The organism is Streptomyces sp. NPDC014006 (genome assembly GCF_043088925.1).
Classification (GTDB): Bacteria; Actinomycetota; Actinomycetes; order Streptomycetales; family Streptomycetaceae; genus Streptomyces.
This window is the reverse complement of sequence record NZ_JBICAJ010000002.1, coordinates 99904-116004: the sequence shown is the minus strand read 5'-3', so window position 1 is coordinate 116004 and position 16101 is coordinate 99904. Positions and strand designations below refer to the sequence as shown.

General features: G+C 74.0%; 16 protein-coding genes, 1 tRNA gene and 1 riboswitch. Of the genes, 15 read left to right on the top strand and 2 right to left on the bottom strand.

Features of this window, described 5'->3' with window-relative positions:
* Nucleotides 1–72 precede the first annotated feature (72 nt).
* The 12 genes from ACF1GV_RS06955 (at nt 73) to ACF1GV_RS06900 (ending at nt 8539) form a co-directional block, all read left to right on the top strand.
* Nucleotides 73–435 carry an ArsR/SmtB family transcription factor gene (locus ACF1GV_RS06955; protein WP_391678698.1) on the top strand — a complete coding sequence of 121 codons (363 nt, stop codon included), beginning with the start codon at nt 73–75 and terminating at the stop codon, nt 433–435.
* Nucleotides 432–1064, top strand: a complete 633-nt coding sequence (locus tag ACF1GV_RS06950) for an SRPBCC family protein (RefSeq protein ID WP_391678696.1) — start codon at nt 432–434, stop codon at nt 1062–1064. The genes ACF1GV_RS06955 and ACF1GV_RS06950 overlap by 4 nt, the downstream gene beginning before the upstream one ends.
* 90 nt (nt 1065–1154) lie before the next feature.
* Nucleotides 1155–1228, top strand: a tRNA-Pro gene (locus tag ACF1GV_RS06945).
* Nucleotides 1229–1384: 156 nt separating this feature from the next.
* Nucleotides 1385–1501 (top strand): putative leader peptide, encoded by a 117-nt coding sequence (locus ACF1GV_RS06940; protein WP_361628884.1) that lies wholly within the window; start codon nt 1385–1387, stop codon nt 1499–1501.
* A gap of 194 nt (nt 1502–1695) precedes the next feature.
* Entirely contained in the window at nt 1696–2577 is an 882-nt protein-coding gene (locus ACF1GV_RS06935; RefSeq protein ID WP_391678695.1) for a glutathione S-transferase C-terminal domain-containing protein, read from the top strand.
* A gap of 38 nt (nt 2578–2615) precedes the next feature.
* A riboswitch (SAM riboswitch) is annotated at nt 2616–2725 on the top strand.
* Nucleotides 2726–2756: 31 nt separating this feature from the next.
* Nucleotides 2757–2906: a hypothetical protein gene (locus tag ACF1GV_RS06930; RefSeq protein ID WP_363263988.1), complete on the top strand. Its 150-nt coding sequence runs from the start codon at nt 2757–2759 to the stop codon at nt 2904–2906.
* Nucleotides 2907–3098: 192 nt separating this feature from the next.
* Nucleotides 3099–4079, top strand: coding sequence for an amino acid ABC transporter permease (locus ACF1GV_RS06925; protein ID WP_391678693.1), 981 nt, complete (start codon nt 3099–3101; stop codon nt 4077–4079).
* A gap of 56 nt (nt 4080–4135) precedes the next feature.
* Entirely contained in the window at nt 4136–5161 is a 1026-nt protein-coding gene (locus tag ACF1GV_RS06920; RefSeq protein ID WP_391678691.1) for an ABC transporter substrate-binding protein, read from the top strand.
* An 88-nt stretch (nt 5162–5249) separates the two neighbouring features.
* Nucleotides 5250–5345, top strand: coding sequence for a putative leader peptide (locus ACF1GV_RS06915; protein WP_391678690.1), 96 nt, complete (start codon nt 5250–5252; stop codon nt 5343–5345).
* Nucleotides 5346–5451: 106 nt separating this feature from the next.
* A complete protein-coding gene (locus tag ACF1GV_RS06910) occupies nt 5452–6654 on the top strand; it encodes an LLM class flavin-dependent oxidoreductase (RefSeq protein WP_391678688.1) in 1203 nt (400 codons plus the stop codon).
* Between the two features lie 19 nt (nt 6655–6673).
* Complete coding sequence (locus ACF1GV_RS06905) at nt 6674–8050, top strand: NtaA/DmoA family FMN-dependent monooxygenase (RefSeq protein ID WP_391678686.1); 1377 nt, start codon at nt 6674–6676, stop codon at nt 8048–8050.
* 42 nt (nt 8051–8092) lie between these two features.
* Nucleotides 8093–8539: a GNAT family N-acetyltransferase gene (locus tag ACF1GV_RS06900; RefSeq protein WP_391678684.1), complete on the top strand. Its 447-nt coding sequence runs from the start codon at nt 8093–8095 to the stop codon at nt 8537–8539.
* 663 nt (nt 8540–9202) lie between these two features.
* Here the strand turns inward: ACF1GV_RS06900 and ACF1GV_RS06895 are convergent.
* Complete coding sequence (locus tag ACF1GV_RS06895) at nt 9203–11767, bottom strand: CHAT domain-containing protein (protein ID WP_391679594.1); 2565 nt, start codon at nt 11765–11767, stop codon at nt 9203–9205.
* 151 nt (nt 11768–11918) lie between these two features.
* On the opposite strand from ACF1GV_RS06895, the gene ACF1GV_RS06890 reads away from it, so the two are divergent.
* From ACF1GV_RS06890 to ACF1GV_RS06880, 3 genes are read left to right on the top strand one after another with little or no spacing between them, the layout of a single operon-like run.
* Nucleotides 11919–13340 carry a S8/S53 family peptidase gene (locus ACF1GV_RS06890; RefSeq protein WP_391678682.1) on the top strand — a complete coding sequence of 474 codons (1422 nt, stop codon included), beginning with the start codon at nt 11919–11921 and terminating at the stop codon, nt 13338–13340.
* The gene (locus ACF1GV_RS06885; RefSeq protein ID WP_391678680.1) at nt 13337–13978 is read left to right on the top strand and encodes an RNA polymerase sigma factor; all 642 of its coding nucleotides are present in this window, start codon (nt 13337–13339) and stop codon (nt 13976–13978) included. The genes ACF1GV_RS06890 and ACF1GV_RS06885 overlap by 4 nt, the downstream gene beginning before the upstream one ends.
* Nucleotides 13975–14487 carry a hypothetical protein gene (locus ACF1GV_RS06880; RefSeq protein ID WP_391678679.1) on the top strand — a complete coding sequence of 171 codons (513 nt, stop codon included), beginning with the start codon at nt 13975–13977 and terminating at the stop codon, nt 14485–14487. The genes ACF1GV_RS06885 and ACF1GV_RS06880 overlap by 4 nt, the downstream gene beginning before the upstream one ends.
* Before the next feature lie 19 nt (nt 14488–14506).
* Here the strand turns inward: ACF1GV_RS06880 and ACF1GV_RS06875 are convergent, their stop codons facing one another.
* On the bottom strand, nt 14507–15304 hold the full coding sequence (locus tag ACF1GV_RS06875; RefSeq protein WP_391678677.1) for an N-formylglutamate amidohydrolase: 798 nt from the start codon (nt 15302–15304) through the stop codon (nt 14507–14509).
* Between the last annotated feature and the right edge of the window lie 797 nt (nt 15305–16101).

Sequence of the window (16101 nt, the reverse complement as noted above, 5' to 3'; positions counted from 1 at the left end):
CTCGGGGCCGGCGACGCGGCGGCAGCGTAATCACCGGTTACTTATATAAGCGCAAGCTGATAACCTCGTTCCATGCACGCCTTCGACGTCCTCGCCGACCCGGTGCGCCGCCGGATACTGGAGCTGCTGGCCGAGGGTGAGATGACCGCCGGGGCGGTCGCCGACGTCGTCCGCGTGGAGTTCGGGATATCGCAGCCCGGCGTCTCCCAGCATCTGAAGGTGCTGCGGGAGAACGGCTTCGCGACGGTCCGCGCCGCGGGTGCCCGGCGGCTGTACGCCGTCGATTCCGAGCCCTTGCGGGACATCGACGCCTGGCTGGACCGCTTCCGCCGTTTCTGGACCCCGCACCTGGACGCCCTGGCCACCGAACTCGCCCGCGGCCGCCGTGAGCGCCGGCTGCGCGGCACCGGCGAACCCCCGAGGAGCACCCCGTGATCGACGTGACCCGCCAGATCAGCAGCGTGCGCCGCACGGTCGGTCGCCGTGACTTCAAGGCGGGCGAGGCCCGCGTGGTCACCGTGAGCCGGACGTACGACGTCCCGCTCGACGACCTCTGGGACGCGTGCACCAACCCCGAGCGCATCCCCCGCTGGTTCCTCCCCGTCGAGGGAGACCTGCGCGAGGGCGGCCGCTTCCAGCTGGAGGGCCAGGCCGGCGGCACGATCGAGCGCTGCGAGGTACCCAAGGGGTTCACCGCGACCTGGGAGTACGGCGGCGAGGTCAGCTGGATCGAGCTGCGGCTGACGCCGGAGGGGGAGGGGCGGACCCGCTTCGAGCTCGACCACATCGCCCACGTCGACGACACCAAGTGGGCCGAGTTCGGGCCCGGCGCGGTCGGCGTCGGCTGGGACGGGATGCTCGTCGGCCTCACCGTGCACCTGCGCACCGGCAAGCCCGTCGATCCGGCCGAGGGCATGGCGTGGATGACCTCCGAGGAGGGCCGCCGCTTCTATGCCGAGAGCAGCGAGGCCTGGTACGCAGCGAACGTGGCGAGCGGCGAGGACGAGAGCCGGGCCCGCGAGGCCGCCGACCGCACGACGGTGGCGTACACCGGCACCGGCTGACCACAGCGCCCGCCCCGCCCGGCGGGACCACCCGCGCGGGTGGGGTAGGGTTTACCTGCGTGATCACGCGGTCCACCGCGTGCGACGCACCGGGACGTGGCGCAGCTTGGTAGCGCACTTGACTGGGGGTCAAGGGGTCGCAGGTTCAAATCCTGTCGTCCCGACGGTGCGAAGGGTCTTCGCGGGCGAGAGCCCGCGGGGGCCCTTTTCGTGTGCCGCTGCCCCTCACCCACTGACCAACCGGTGGACGCCCCCTTGACGGTGACCCGAAGTCGATCGACACTCCCGACAGGAATCCTAGTGAACAGGTAGGGAAAGGCATGAGGACTCGCGCACCGCTCCCGGCCCACGCCCGAGCGAGCCGTTCGCCCCTGCTCACCTCCCGCCGTCACATCGACCTTCTGCGTGTCTGCAGCGCCATCGGCCCGGCCGCCTGAGCCCGGGCCGGCGGCCCTTCCCGCGCTCCGCACCGTGGCCGGTGGCGGACCTACCGCTGCCCTCCGCGCCACCGCCCACGATCCCACCCCGCGTGCCCGTACCCGGCCACCGCGGCGCCCCACGGGGTGCCGCCCACCCGCCCCGCACCCGCCGCCGGTCCCCCCCCCGCGCGCGCCCGACCCCCGGGAGACCCATGTCCGTCACACCCCTCGCCGCCCACCCCTCCGTGTCGTCCGCGTCCGCCTTCCGCGGGCGGATCGGGCGGGACGCGCGCAGTGGGCACTACGCCGTGCCCCGCCGTTACCGGCTGCACGTGTCGACCGCGGCTCCCGACGGGCTGCGCATCGCCATCACGCACAGCCTGCTCGGGCTCGACGAGAGCTGTCCGGTCACCTTCCTGCCCGCCGTCCCGGACTGCCCCGACGGTGGACACGCCACGCTGCGCCCGCTGTACGAGGCCGGCGCCCACCGTTATCCGGGCCCGGCCCTTGCGCCCGTGCTCAGCGACGACTGGTCCGGGCGGATCGTCAGCACGCACGCGCGCGACATCATGCGCGACCTCGACCGGCACTTCACCTCCGGCCACCCCTCGCTCTATCCCCGGGCCGGTGCCGCCGGTATCGAGCACGTCGAGCGGCTGTGCACCGACGGCATCGAGGAGGCCGCCCAACGCGCCGGATCGGCAGCCGCCGACCCCGCCGAGCGGGCTGCGGCCCTGCGCACCCTGCTGACCGCGCTGGACGACGCCCAACGGCTGCTGGCCGGGCGCAGGTATCTCATCGGTGAGCAACTCACCGCCGCCGACATCGAGTTGTGGGTCGCGCTGGTTCAACTCGACACCGTGCACCGGCATCACCTCGACGCCGCCGCCGTGCAGCGCATCGCCGGTCACCCCGCCCTGTGGGCCCACGCCCGCCGCCTGTCCGCCCACCCGGCGTTCGGCACCCACCTCGACCTCGACTCCATCGCCCTACGCCACCACGCCCGTTGCCGCGGCCTGGAGGCCGCCGGGTCCGCCGTACAGATCCTCGACTGGGCCCGTCACGCCAGGTCCCAGCACCCGGACGGCCGTTGACAGCCGTTCGGGCAGCTGTCTTAATTACGGCCCAGAACGGTCATGAGCGTCAGCGACAAGCCCTGGCTTGCTGACCGGCAACCCTCGCTCCGCGGTGGGGTGCCCCAGGTGACGACCGGACCGGATGACGTTTCGGTAAGCGCGAGGCCCCCCGGGGCCGGAACAGTGACGGTGACGTGATGCACGCAGCTCCCAGCACGGCGGCCCGCCGCGCCGTGGGCTGCGTGCGGCCGTATGCGAACCCGCTGGTCGCCGACCGCGCCGTCGATCTCCTGCGCGTCAACAGCGCACTGTGTACCGCACCGGGCCGTGCCCGCTGCCGGGGCTGACCCCTCAGCCGTCCGCCCCGCGCTCCTTCGCCGCACCCCGCACCCGCGGTGTGCCGCCGCCCGCCCGAGCCCCCGGTCCCGTGCACCCTCCGCGCCCCGCCCGTCCCGGCAGCCGCCCCGCGCCGCCCGGACGCGGCCCCGCGCGGCCCGCCACGCCCGAGGGGCGCCGCCGACTCCCCGCCGGAGCCCACCATGAGCCACACCCAAGGCGCCGCCGTCTCCCTGGCCGCCCCGCCGGTCAGTGACAGCCCGTCAGGTAAGCAACACCCGCCGCGCGTCGTGCCGTTGCGGCATCCCGGGCGCTGGATCGCCACCGCCGTCGTGCTCGTCCTGCTCGCCCAGTTCGTCCACGGACTGGCCACCAACAGCTTCTACCAGTGGGACCGCTTCGCCTACTGGTTCTCCCGCCCCACCATCCTCGACGGCCTCCTCATCACCCTGGAGGTCACCGTCTACAGCGCGGTCCTGGGCCTGCTCGGCGGCATCCTGCTGGCGCTCGCCCGGCTGTCCAGGAGCCCGGTGCTGCGCCTGGTCAGCTGGACGTACGTCTGGGCGCTGCGGTCCATCCCGCTCATCGTCGTCCTGCTGTTCCTGTACAACTTCTCCGCCCTGTACAAGACCCTCAGCCTCGGCGTCCCCTTCGGGCCGGCCTTCCTCACCTTCGACGAGTCGCGGCTGGCCACCGACATGGTCGTCGCCGTCGTCGGCCTCAGCCTGAACGAGGCCGCCTACGCCGCCGAGGTGGTCCGCGGCGGCATCCTCTCCGTCGACCAGGGCCAGCACGACGCGGCGGCGGCCCTCGGCCTGCCCAGGAGCCGCCAGTTCACCCGGATCGTGCTGCCGCAGGCGCTGCGCTCCATCATCCCGAACTACGTCAACCAGCTGATCGGCCTCGTCAAGGGCACCTCCTTGGTCTTCTACGTCTCCCTGCTCGACCTGTTCGGCGCCGCGCAGACCATGGGCTCCACCTACCCCGGCGACATCGTGCCGCTGCTCCTGGTCGTCACCGTCTGGTACCTGCTGCTCACGAGCGCCATCTCCGTCGTGCAGTTCTACGTCGAACGGCACTACGCCCGCGGCGCCGCACGCTCCCTTCCGCCGACCCCCTTGCAGCGCCTGCGCTCCGGCCTCACCGGCCTGCGCGCGCGTGTCCGTCACGAGGCCGCCGTATGACACACCATCCGTCGTCCCCTTCCGCTCATCCCGTTCACCCAGCGACAAGGACAGCCATGACTTCCCACGTCATCCGACGCCACCTGCTGCGCGGTCTCACCGCCGCCACCGCCACCGCGCTCCTCGCCGGCTCGCTGGCCGCCTGCGGCGGGGACAGCGAGGCCGCGACCACGGCCGGCAGTGCCGCCGCCGGGACGGTGACCGTGGGACGGCTGTCCAACGGCGCGGCCAGGGAAGCCATCCTGAAGGTGAGCGAGGTGAAGTCCCTCAGCGCCGAGGTGCCCGCAGCCATCCGCAAACGCGGCACCCTCCTGGTCGGAGTCGGCGCCCTGCCGTCCGGCTTCCCGCCGTTGGCCTATGTCGGCGGCGACCAGAAGACCCTCACCGGCGCCGAACCCGACCTCGGCCGGCTGGTCGCCGCGGTCCTCGGTCTGAAGCCCGAAGTGCGCAACTCCACCTGGGAGAACATGTTCGTCGGCCTCGACAGCGGCAAGTCCGACGTCCTCTTCTCCAACGTCACCGACACCGAGGAGCGCAAGCGGAAGTACGAGTTCGCCTCCTACCGGCAGGACAACCTCGCCTTCGAGGTCCCCAAGAACGACACTTGGACGTTCGACGGCGACTACCGCACCCTCGCCGGGAAGACCGTCGCCGTCAGCAGCGGCACCAACCAGGAGCGGATCCTGCTGGAGTGGAAGAAGAAGCTGCGGAGCGAGGGCAGGAAACTCACCGTCAAGTACTACCAGGACCACAACAGCACCTACCTCGCCCTGAGCAGCGGCAAGATCGACACCTACTTCGGCCCCAACCCGGGCATCGCCTACCACGTCACACAGACCGCGAAGACCCCGCAGGCCACGCGCACCGCGGGCACCTTCTCCGGGGCGGGCGCCACCCTGCAGGGCCTGATCGCCGCCACCACGAAGAAGGACAGCGGCCTGGCCAAGCCGGTCGCCGACGCGATCAACCACCTCATCAAGAACGGCCAGTACGCGCAGTGGCTCAAGGCATGGAACCTCTCCAACGAGGCCGTCACCACCTCCCAGATCAACCCGCCCGGCCTGCCGCTGGACAACTCCTGACAACGGCAACACCCGCGCCCGCACAGGGTGTTGAACCCACGACGACCCTCGCGCGGCCCCAGCCGCCGCGCCCGCCCGCACCCCGGAGGTGACGCCCGTGCCCCGCAGCCCGCACACCGTCCGCCTCCGCACCCGGCCGCACATCGATCTGCTGCGCGTGGCCGGCGCGCTCTGTCTCGCCTGACGCCGGACCCCTTCCGGCCGGCCGCCCTCGCGGCCCTTCGTGCGCACGCGCCCCGTGGCTCCCCGGGGCCGGACGTGTCCCCACAGACCTCCAGGAAGGCATCCTCGTGTCCTCGACTCCCTCTGCTCCCCTGCACCTTGCCGTCGCCCTGGACGGCACCGGCTGGCATCCCGCCTCCTGGCGTGAGCCGGTGGCCCGGCCCCGCGACCTGTTCACCGCCGGATACTGGGCCGACCTCGTCACCGAGGCCGAACGCGGTCTGCTCGACTTCGTGACGATCGAGGACGGCCTCGGTCCGCAGTCCTCCCACTTCCTCGACCCGGACGAGCGCACCGACCAGGTCCGCGGCCGGCTCGACGCCGTGCTGATCGCCTCCCGTGTCGCACCGCTGACCTCGCACATCGGCCTGGTGCCGACCGTCATCGCCACCCACACCGAGCCGTTCCACATCTCCAAGGCCATCGCCACCCTGGACTACGTCAGCACCGGCCGGGCCGGCCTGCGCGTGCAGATCTCCGCCCGCCCCACCGAGGCCGCCCACTTCGGCCGCCGCACCATCGAGCGCATCGACGCCTACGACAGCCCCGCCGCGCGGGACGTGGTGACCGAGCTGTTCGACGAGGCCGCCGACCACGTGGAGGCCGTGCGCCGGCTGTGGGACAGCTGGGAGGACGACGCGGAGATCCGGGACGTGGCCACCGGGCGTTTCATCGACCGGGACAAGCTGCACTACATCGACTTCGAGGGCCGGCACTTCAGCGTCAAGGGCCCCTCCATCACCCCGCGCCCGCCGCAGGGCCAGCCGCTCGTCACGGCGCTCGCCCACTGGACCGTTCCCTACCGGGTGGTGGCCCGCCAGGCCGACCTCGGCTACGTCACCCCGCACGACACCGAGCAGGCCCGCGCGATCGTCGCCGAGATCCGCGCCGAGCAGGAGACCGCCGGGCGAGCCGGTCAACCCCTGCACGTCTTCGCCGACCTGGTGGTCTTCCTCGACGACGACCCGGGCGCGGCCGCCGCCCGCCGGGAGCGTCTGGACGCCGTGACCGGTGAGCCGTACACCAGCGACGCGCGGATCTTCACCGGGACGTCCACCCAACTGGCCGACCTGCTCCTTGAGTTCCAGGAAGCGGGGCTGTCCGGGTTCCGGCTGCGGCCGGCCGTCGCCGGGCACGACCTGCCCGCGATCACCCGCGGCCTGGTCCCCGAACTCCAGCGCCGGGGCGCCTTCCGCCGCGCCTACGAAGCCGACACCCTGCGCGGCCTGCTGGGCCTCGCCCGCCCCGTCAACCGCTACACCGCCGCCTGAGCCGAGGGATTCCACCGCCATGACCAAGCCGCTGAAGCAGATCCACCTGGCCGCGCACTTCCCCGGCGTCAACAACACCACCGTGTGGAGCGACCCGAAGGCCGGCAGCCACATCGAGTTCGACTCCTTCGTCCACTTCGCGAAGACCGCCGAACGCGCCAAGTTCGACTTCCTGTTCCTCGCCGAGGGCCTGCGCCTGCGCGAACACGCCGGGAAGATCTACGACCTGGACGTCGTCGGACGCCCCGACACCTTCACGGTGCTGGCGGCGCTCGCCGCCGTCACCGAGCACCTCGGCCTGACCGGCACCATCAACTCCACCTTCAACGAACCCTACGAGGTGGCCCGCCAGTTCGCGAGCCTGGACCACCTCTCCGGCGGGCGTTCCGCGTGGAACGTCGTCACCTCATGGGACGCCTTCACCGGCGAGAACTTCCGCCGCGGCGGCTTCCTGCCGCAGGAGGAGCGCTACAGCCGAGCCCAGGAGTTCCTCGCCACCGCGCACGAGCTGTTCGACTCCTGGCGGGGCGACGAGATCATCGCCGACCAGGCCACCGGCACCTTCCTGTCCGACGCCAAGGCCGGCGCGTTCGTGCACCAGGGCCGGCACTTCGACATCCACGGACGTTTCAACGTCCCGCGCTCCCCGCAGGGCCGCCCGGTGATCTTCCAGGCGGGCGACTCCGACGAGGGCCGCGAGTTCGCCGCCGCCGAGGCCGACGCCATCTTCAGCCGGTACGGCACCCTGGAGACCGGCCAGGCCTTCTACCAGGACGTCAAGCGCCGTCTCGCCAAGTACGGCCGCCGCCCCGACCAGCTGCTGATCCTGCCCGCCGCGACCTTTGTGCTCGGCGACAGCGACGCCGAGGCCGAGCAGGCGGCCCGCGAGGTGCGGCGGCAGCAGGTCAGCGGCGTCACCGCGATCCGCCACCTGGAGTTCGTCTGGAACCGGGACCTGTCCGGATACGACCCGGACGGCCCGCTGCCCGTCGTCGACCCGGACGTCGGGGACGACCACATCGCCCGGGGCCGCGCCCAGGTGCGCATGTACCGCGATCCGCTGGCCACCGCCCGCGAGTGGCGCGAGCTGGCCGAGGCCAACAACTGGTCGATCCGCGACCTCGTCATCCACACCGGCAACCGGCAGAACTTCGTCGGCTCCCCGGCCACGGTGGCGAAGGCGATCAACGACCTCGTCCAGGCCGACGCCTCCGACGGGTTCATCCTCGTCCCGCACATCACCCCCGGTGGCCTGGACGAGTTCGCCGACACCGTCGTCCCGCTCCTGCAGGAACAGGGCGTCTTCCGCACCGACTACGAGGGCACGACCCTCCGCGACCACCTGGGCCTCGCCCACCCCGACGACGCCGTCCGGGCGGAGCGGGCGGCTTCCTGACGTTCACGGCGCCCACCACGGCTCGGGTGCCATGATCGGCCCATGACACTCGACATCACCCGGGCCACGGTGCGGGACCTGCACCAGGTGGTGGCCGACCACCCCCGCTACTGGGGCGAGCGCGACCTGCGCGCCCTGCACCAGCCCGTGTTCGTGCAGGAGTTCGGTGCCACCTGCCTCGTGGCCCGCGCCGACGACGGCATCCGCGGCTACCTCGTGGGTTTCGTCACCCCGGACCGCACCGGCTACGTCCATCTGATCGCCACCCGCGACGACAGCCGGGGCACGGGCCTGGGCCGTCGGCTGTACGAGGCGTTCACCGAGGCGGCCCGCGGCCAGGGCGCGGTGCGCCTGAAGGCGATCACCTCGCTCGGCAACAGCGGCTCGCTCGCCTTCCACCGCAGCCTCGGCTTCGAGGCGCGCGCGGAGGACGACTACGACGGGCCCGGAGAGGCGAGAATCGTGTTCACCCGCCTCCTGCCGCCCTGAGAACGCCGACGCCGGACTGTGGACCAGGGGCCCAGCCGGGGTGGTGACGTGCTGTGCGTTCGGGCGGGGCGCCACCGTCCGTCCTGCGCGGCGGGGGAGCGGGGGTTTCTCAGCAGCGGACGACCCGGGCTGCCGCAGGCCGGCGTTCGCCGTGGCCCAGCCGGGGGAGCCGGCGCCGGATGGGAAGGCCGCCGCGTGGTGTGCCGCCGCCCCGGGGGAGCTGACGGCCGCGCCTGTCGCTGCCCGAGGGCACACACCCGGCGCTGACCGGTCCGGTGCTGGCGAACTCACCGTCCGCCGACGGCGGATCGTCACCCTCGCCGCCGCCGGTCAGCAACCGGCAGATCGCCGAGGCCCCTGTCTGTGCGGTCCCGCGGCAGCCGCCTGCACGGCGCCTAGCTGTATTGACCTGAAGCGTTGTCAACGCGGCTGATCGGGGGGTGGCCGCCGAGTGCCGCCTGCCGTGAACGGTCAGCCGGGCATTACGGTGGGACACGAAGACCTCCGTGCGGTGCAGTCCTGGACAGCTCCACCACACCGGAGGTCTTCGCCATGATCAAGCCCCGGAGCTGTCAACGACGCTCGTGATCCATACACCTGGCCCCCGACGCCCCGCCCTGGCCGGCGGAGCCGCCGCAGGAGTAGCAGCCGTCTGAAGCGCCGTCACGCCGCGCCGAACGCCGTGAAAGCCCAGCCCGTCGTCTGGTGCAGCGCGTCGTCCGGGACGGCGGCGCGGGCGTCGCGCAGCGCCTCCGCGAGCGACAGCCCCGCGCCGAGGCCCTTGTGCAGCGCGAGCATCAGCGGCACCACCGCCGCGTCGTTGACCGGCGCGCTCGCCGCCACCACACCGGCTGTGCCCAGCGGCAGCAACGCCGTGACCAGTCCCAGCAGTTCGTCGGCGCCGACGGAGGCGAAGCGGGCCGTGTCGCAGCAGGACAGGATGATCCGGTACGGGCTGCGCGCGAGGCGTTCGAAGTCGTGCACGATCAGCGGCCCGTCCGCCATCCGCAGCGACGAGAACAGCGGGCTGTCGGCGCGGAAGGCGCCGTGCGCGGCGATGTGCGCGAGCGCCGCGCCGTCCAGTTCCGCCAGCACCCGCGCCGCGCGCGCGTGCTCGTCCTCCAGCAGCGTCGGTGCGCCGTACCGCCCGGCCAGTTCCGGCACTTCGGCCCCGCCGGTGGCCAGCCCCGGCCCGCGCACCAGGACGTGCCGGCCGTCCGCCGGCGGCTCGGTGTCACGGGCGCGCAGCCAGCTGCTCGCCGACGGCGACACGCTCACCACCCGCTCCCTGAGCGACGGCAGCACCGCCCACGGCACGCGATGCAGCCGACCCGGCGGTACGACGACCAGCGGGCCCGACCCCAGATGCCGGACCGCCTCACCGAGCAGCAGCTCCTCCAGCCGCCGCCCCGCCGCCAGCAGCACCGGCAGCCGCGCCTCGCCGCCGGGATGCGCGAGCCGGCGCAGCCCCGCCTGCACGTGTTCCGCCTCCGCCTCCGCATCGGCGAGCAACCCCGCGGTGAACCGCCGCACCCGGCCCTGCCCGACCAGCAGCACGTGCACCCGCCCGTCCACCACGGCCAGTTCGACGAGCCGCCCCTCACCGAGCCGCTCCAGCAGCCGGCCGGCGTCGAAGCGGTCGGCGCCACCGGGTGCGTCCGCGCGCAGGTGCAGGGTGCGGGAGCGGATCTCCCGCTCCAGCCGCCGCTGTTCGCGCTCCAGCGCCGGCACGGCCCGGCCCGCACCGCGGGCCTCCTCCGCGCGTGCCGCGATCTCCCGGAACGCGGTCAGACGGCTCAGCAGCGCCGGATCGGCCGGCGGCCGGGTGGGCGGCGCGCTCAGTGCGGTGGCCCGCCAGCGCTCGCTCCACTCCAGCAGACGGCGCGGCCCGCCACAGTCCAGGCTCGCCCGCTGCGCCATCGCCGCGAGCTCCGCGCCCTGCTCGGTGGCGCGGGCCCGCAACTCCGAGGCGCCGAGCGTCATCCGGTGGGCGTCCAGCACGGCCAGACCGCTGCGACACGCCCGCAGCACGCCGGCACTCGACCCGGCGGCCCGGGCGCGCAGCGCCTGCGCCGCCCAGCCGGTGATCCGGGCCAGTGGCGGCCCGCCGTGCCGGCTGCGCGCCGCCCGGGCAAGGTGCCGTTCGGCGTCCCGCGGCCGGCCCAGCGCCAGCGCGATCCGCCCCGCCAGCAAGGACGCCTCCGGCGCGGCCGGCGCCCCGAACGAGGCCAGCCGCTCGGCGACCCGCGCCGCGTCCGCGACCAGCCGCCCCGAGGTCCGCCCGGCGGCGAACCGCGCCTCGGTCAGCACCAGCCGCGCGTGCGCCTCCCACCACGGGCGCCGCTGCGCCGCGAACAGCCGCACCGCCTCCGCGGCCCGGGCGATCGCCGTGTGCGGATCCCCGGCCGGGCGGGCGGCCCGGGCGGCGGCCAGCAGCAGCTCCGCCTTGCGGGTCAGCTGCCCGCCGATCCCGTCGAGCGCCCGGATCGCCGCGTCCGCCTCGGCCAGCGCCTCCGGCGCGAGCCCCGCGGCCATCAGCACCTCGCAGCGCCGGATGTCGAGCATGAACGTGGGCGTGCCCAGCTCCGCGTACCGCTTCTCCGCCTCGTCCAGCAGCCGCAGCGCCGCCGGCACGTCCCCCGCGCGGAACGCCGCCAGACCCCGGCTCTCCACCGCGTCGGCCTTGTCGTGCTCCTGGCCGGTGGTGTCCCACAGCGCCTCCGCGGCGCTGAAGTCGGCGTCCGCCCGCTCCACCGAGCCCAGCGCGAGGTGCACGGTGGCCCGCAGGGTCAGCGCCCGTGCCGTCCAGATGACGTCGTTCTCCTGCCGCAGCACGGGGATCGCCCGGCGCACGTCCTCCAGCGCCGCCCGGTGCCGGCCCAGCACCCAGCGGGCGTAGGCCCGGCGGAACAGCACCTGCGCCCTGGTGTGCCCGCTGCCGCGCTCGACGCCCCGCTCCAGCGCCGCCAGGCCCTGCCGGGTGCGGCCCGCGTGCACCAGGGCCACTCCGAGCGTGGCCAGCACGTCGGCCTCCCGGTCGGCCGACCCCGCCCGGGCCGCGAGGTCCCGGGCGCGCCGCAGATGACGCAGCGCGAGACGCAGATCGCCCCAGTCCCGCTGCCAGATGCCGATCACCTGATGTGCCACGGAGGCGTGCACCGGGCAGGGATCCGCCTCCAGCACCTCCCGCGCCCGCGCCAGCGCCTCGTGCGGGGCCGCGAACACCATCGGCAGCAGGCCGAACACCGAGTCGCTTCCCGAGGTCACCCTTGGGATGGTAGGGGACCGGGAACCACATCCCCACCGGAGTGCCTCTGTATCAATCGGCGACCCGGGGGCTCTTCCCTACGACGGTTGCCTCGACGGGGAGGAACACGACATGGCGGCCCAGCGCTTCAGGGAGCAGTTCCACCAGATCCAGCGTTCCATGCCCGACGTCCCGCTGGCCCTCGGCCCGGACGACGCCCCGGAGTTCGTGTTCGAAAAAGGCGTCCTCCTCGTGCGTGACGGCGACGACGCCGCGTTCGTCGAGGACGCGGTCCGCGCCCACTTCACCGCCACCGACGGCCTGGACCCCGAGCCCGTGCGCCGGGCGGCCCCGCAGACCAACCGCTCCGGCGTCACCCGCGTCCAGGTCGCCGACCCCGGCCGGGGCAGCCACCCCGCCGACCCCGTCGTCGGCCACGCGCTGCGCGCCGTACGGCAGGCCGAGGACCGCACCGGGCGCCGGCTGGTCAGCCGCAACCACGTGGTGTCCATCGCGGTGAACTCCTGTCCCGGCGACGAGCCCGTGCCCGCCGAGCGCGCCGCGGGCCTCAACCCGGCGCCCGGCCGGGGCGGTTACGACCCCGAGCGGGCCGTCGGCGTGCTGGTGATCGACAACGGCCTCAGCCATGACCACCGCGCCCACCCGCTGCTCGCCCACACCCAGGGCGACCTGCACCCGCAGGAGACCGACGACTCCGGCGTCCTGCGCCAGTACATGGGCCACGGCACCTTCATCGCCGGGCTGCTCGCCGCCGTCGCGCCCAGCACCGACATCACCGTCCTCGGCACCCTGAACGACGCCGGCGCCATCCTGGAGTCCGAGTTCGGCGACAAGCTCTTCGACGCCGTGGACCGGCACGGCTGGCCCGCCATCCTCAGCCTGTCGGCCGGCACCTCCAACGGCCGCACCGACGGCCTGCTCGGCCTCGACGCCTTCATGCGCGAACTGCGCCAGCAGCGAACCCTGTTGGTGGCCGCGGCCGGCAACAACTCCAGCGCCAGTCCCTTCTGGCCCGCCGCCTACGCCACCGTGCCCGGCTTCGAGGACGCGGTGCTGAGCGTCGGCGCCCTGCGTGACGACGGCGAGTTCGGCGCCTGCTTCACCAATCACGGCCCCTGGGTGCGGGCTTACGCTCCCGGTGAGCGCCTCACCAGCACCTTCACCGGCTTCACCACACCCGTGCCGTACGTCTACCACCACTCCACCTACGACGCCTGCCGCTACGGCTTCACCTACGCCTGCACCTGCACCACCCCAGGCCACAGCGGACTGCTCAGCGACGACGGGGACACGGGCGCCAAACCGGACCAGGTGATGTTCGAGGGCCTGGCGCACTGGAGCGGCACCTCCTTCGCCACCCCGGTGGCCGCCGGGCTCGTCGCCGCGCACATGAGCGCCCACCGGGAGACCGACGCGCGCGCCGCCCTGGCCAAACTGCTCGCCGCCGACGTGGAGTTCGCCGAGGTGCGCGGTGCGCATGTGCCGGCGCTGCGGCCGCCCACCTGGCGTCCGGCGGCCGCCCCGGCGTCATGACGGCCGGGGTCGCCCTCCGTACGGCGTACCATGACGTGCCGTACACGAGGGGTGGAGCAGTCGTGGACCGTGCAGAGGTCGGCACGCTGGTCCGGTCCGCCGTCGACGGTGACGGCGCGGCCTGGAAGGCGCTGGTGGAAGGGCTCAGCCCGCTGGTCTGGTCGGTGGTGCGCGCGCACCGGCTCTCGGACGCCGACGCGCACGAGGTCTATCAGACCGTGTGGTTCCGCTTCGCCCAGCACCTGGGGCGGCTGCGCGAGCCCGACAAGGCGGGGGCGTGGCTGGCGAGCACCGCGCGGCACGAGTCGCTGAAGGTGATCAGAAGTCTGCAACGGCTGACCCTGACCGACGATCCGTCTCTGCTGGACCGGCCCAGCGAGGAGCACACGCCGGAGCAGTCGCTGCTGGAGGCGGAGGAGGCGGCCGCCGAGAGCGAGCGCATCCGCCGGCTGCGGCGGGAGCTGGGGGCGCTGGGCGAGCGGTGCCAGGGGCTGCTGCGGGTGCTGATGGCCTCGCCGCCGCCCAGCTATCAGGAGGTGTCCGCGGCGCTCGGTATCGCCGTGGGCAGCATCGGCCCGCTGCGCCAGCGCTGCCTGCGCCGGCTGCGGGCACGACTGGACGCACGGGGGGTGCGGTGAACGACGACGACGGCGGCGGACCGGTGGACGAGTACTTCGGGCCGGTGGGCGGCGAGGGCCTCGGGCCGGTGGACGAAGCGGAACTGGACCGGCTGGAGGGGGAGTTGCGCGCGGCCGCGACCGTACTGGATCCGTTGCCGGCCGCCCTGAGCGCGATCGCCGTGGAGGCGTACGCGCTGCACGACCTCGACGCCCGGATCGCGGAGCTGACCTTCGACTCGCTGATCGACGCGCTGCCGGTGCGCGGGGCGACGGACGTGCCGCGGATGCTGACCTTCCAGGCGGGGGAGTTGACGGTCGACGTGGAGGTGGGCGCAGAGGGGCTGTACGGGCAGGTGTTGCCGCCGCAGCGGGCGAGCGTGGAGGTGCTGAGCGGACCGCACGCCGGTGCCGCGCTGACGGCCGACACGATGGGCCGCTTCAGCGCCGCCGCGCCGCCCGCCGGGCCGTTCGCCCTGCGGCTGCGGACCGGCGGGGACGTCGTCGTCACGGAGTGGCTGCGGGCCTGACCGGAGGCGGGCCGCGGAGTCAGCCGGAGACGGCGTCCACGAGACGGGCCAGGGCGCCGGCGAGCCTGCACAGCCCGGGGCCGGCGGGTCCGCCCGGCTCGCTCATGTAGGTGTCGCGGCGGATCTCCACCATCAGCGCGGCGACGCGCGGCTCGCGGCCGTAGAAGTCCAACGGCACGTACGTCCCGCTGAACGGGCTGTCCAGGCCGGTCTCACCGCACCCGGCGAACGCCTCGCGCGCCGCCATCAGCAGGCCGGGCGGGGTGTGGAAGGCGTCCGTGCCCAGGCACACCGGCGGGCGCGGGCCGGTGCCGTGCAGTTCGTAGGGCAGCGGGGTGGTCGGGTACGAGTGCACGTCGACGATCACGACCCGCCCGACGGAGTCGAGCCGCTGCGCGACGGCCTCCGTCATGGCCCGCGCGTAGGGCCGGAAGTACCGCTCCAGCAGCGGCTCTGGGTCGTGGCCGTCGGGCCGCAGCACCTCCCGGTGCGTGGTCCGCGTGTACACGGCGCCCATGCCGACCGCTCCCATCTCCTCCCGCTCGTCCGGGAACCGCTCCGGATCGACGACCAGCCGCGACAGCCGGTTGACGAACCGCCACGGCGTGACGTCGGCCAGCCGGGCCGCCTCGTCCGCGATCCCGGCGGTGTGCGCGTCGGTGATGTGGTCCAGCTCCCGCGCGAGCGCGGAGTCGTCGAGCACGATGCCGGCGCGTACGTCGTCCGGTATCTCCCGCGCGGAGTGCGGCACATGCAGGATCACGGGCGACACGCCCGCTCCGGTCAGCAGCTCGAAGGACGGCTCGGCTGGGGTCATGGGGCGGCTCCGGGGCGTTGTCGGTGGCAGGGTGCCTGATCAAGGTGCCACATCCCACACCGGCACGGTGAGGCCATGCCGCGGCACGGTGACGCGATGCCACCGGCACGGGCACGCACACCGTGCCGCCGGCACCGGGGCGCACGCCATGTCACCGGTCCGCCGACCGGTGGCACCGGCGCGGTCCTGCCCCGGCGGGGGCCTCGAAGGCCGCGAGGGCCGCCGGCGGCGGGAGAAGCGCCCGCGCGGGCCGGCAGCCGGCGCGCGCCCTCGCGTTCCCCGCACCCGCGGAACGCCCCGCCTTCCCCGGCGCGGGGCGCGCTCGGACCACCGACGGGGCGGTGCCTCGCCCTGCGGGGGTCGGCGCGTGCTCGTGCCGCCCCGGATGTGGTACCTCGCCCCGCCGGGGGCAGCGATTACGTCTCCGCACCGGGGGACGCCCTGCGGGCGGTAGCGCGTGCGTCCCGCGTCGGCGATCGCCCGGCCGGGACCGGCGTGCAGGCATGTCGCGTCCCCGAGGTGGCCACCGCGCGGGCCCGCCCGGTCGGGGTGGGTATGGGCAGTCGCCCCGCCGGGCGCTAAGTACCCCGCCTCGTCGGGGGCAGCGTTTGGTCTTCGCACCGGGGACGCCCTGCGGGCGCTGAGCCGGCGGCCGCGCGGCCGGGACCGGCGTGCACGCGTGTGCGGCCTGCGAAGTGCCCCCCGCGGGCCCGCCCGGTCGGGCAGTCGCCCCGGCCAGGCGGCGACGAGGACGAGCCGCCCCGGGAAACACCTCCGCCCCGGCCGGGCGGTGCTCG

Bases quoted from the DNA above. Each gene is read 5' to 3' on its own strand.
- ACF1GV_RS06955 (WP_391678698.1), top strand. From the start codon at position 73: ATGCACGCCTTCGACGTCCTCGCCGACCCGGTGCGCCGCCGGATACTG.
- ACF1GV_RS06940 (WP_361628884.1), top strand. From the start codon at position 1,385: ATGAGGACTCGCGCACCGCTCCCGGCCCACGCCCGAGCGAGCCGTTCG.
- ACF1GV_RS06935 (WP_391678695.1), top strand. From the start codon at position 1,696: ATGTCCGTCACACCCCTCGCCGCCCACCCCTCCGTGTCGTCCGCGTCC.
- ACF1GV_RS06930 (WP_363263988.1), top strand. From the start codon at position 2,757: ATGCACGCAGCTCCCAGCACGGCGGCCCGCCGCGCCGTGGGCTGCGTG.
- ACF1GV_RS06925 (WP_391678693.1), top strand. From the start codon at position 3,099: ATGAGCCACACCCAAGGCGCCGCCGTCTCCCTGGCCGCCCCGCCGGTC.
- ACF1GV_RS06920 (WP_391678691.1), top strand. From the start codon at position 4,136: ATGACTTCCCACGTCATCCGACGCCACCTGCTGCGCGGTCTCACCGCC.
- ACF1GV_RS06905 (WP_391678686.1), top strand. From the start codon at position 6,674: ATGACCAAGCCGCTGAAGCAGATCCACCTGGCCGCGCACTTCCCCGGC.
- ACF1GV_RS06900 (WP_391678684.1), top strand. From the start codon at position 8,093: ATGACACTCGACATCACCCGGGCCACGGTGCGGGACCTGCACCAGGTG.
- ACF1GV_RS06895 (WP_391679594.1), bottom strand. From the start codon at position 11,767: ATGGTGTTCGCGGCCCCGCACGAGGCGCTGGCGCGGGCGCGGGAGGTG.
- ACF1GV_RS06890 (WP_391678682.1), top strand. From the start codon at position 11,919: ATGGCGGCCCAGCGCTTCAGGGAGCAGTTCCACCAGATCCAGCGTTCC.
- ACF1GV_RS06885 (WP_391678680.1), top strand. From the start codon at position 13,337: ATGACGGCCGGGGTCGCCCTCCGTACGGCGTACCATGACGTGCCGTAC.
- ACF1GV_RS06875 (WP_391678677.1), bottom strand. From the start codon at position 15,304: ATGACCCCAGCCGAGCCGTCCTTCGAGCTGCTGACCGGAGCGGGCGTG.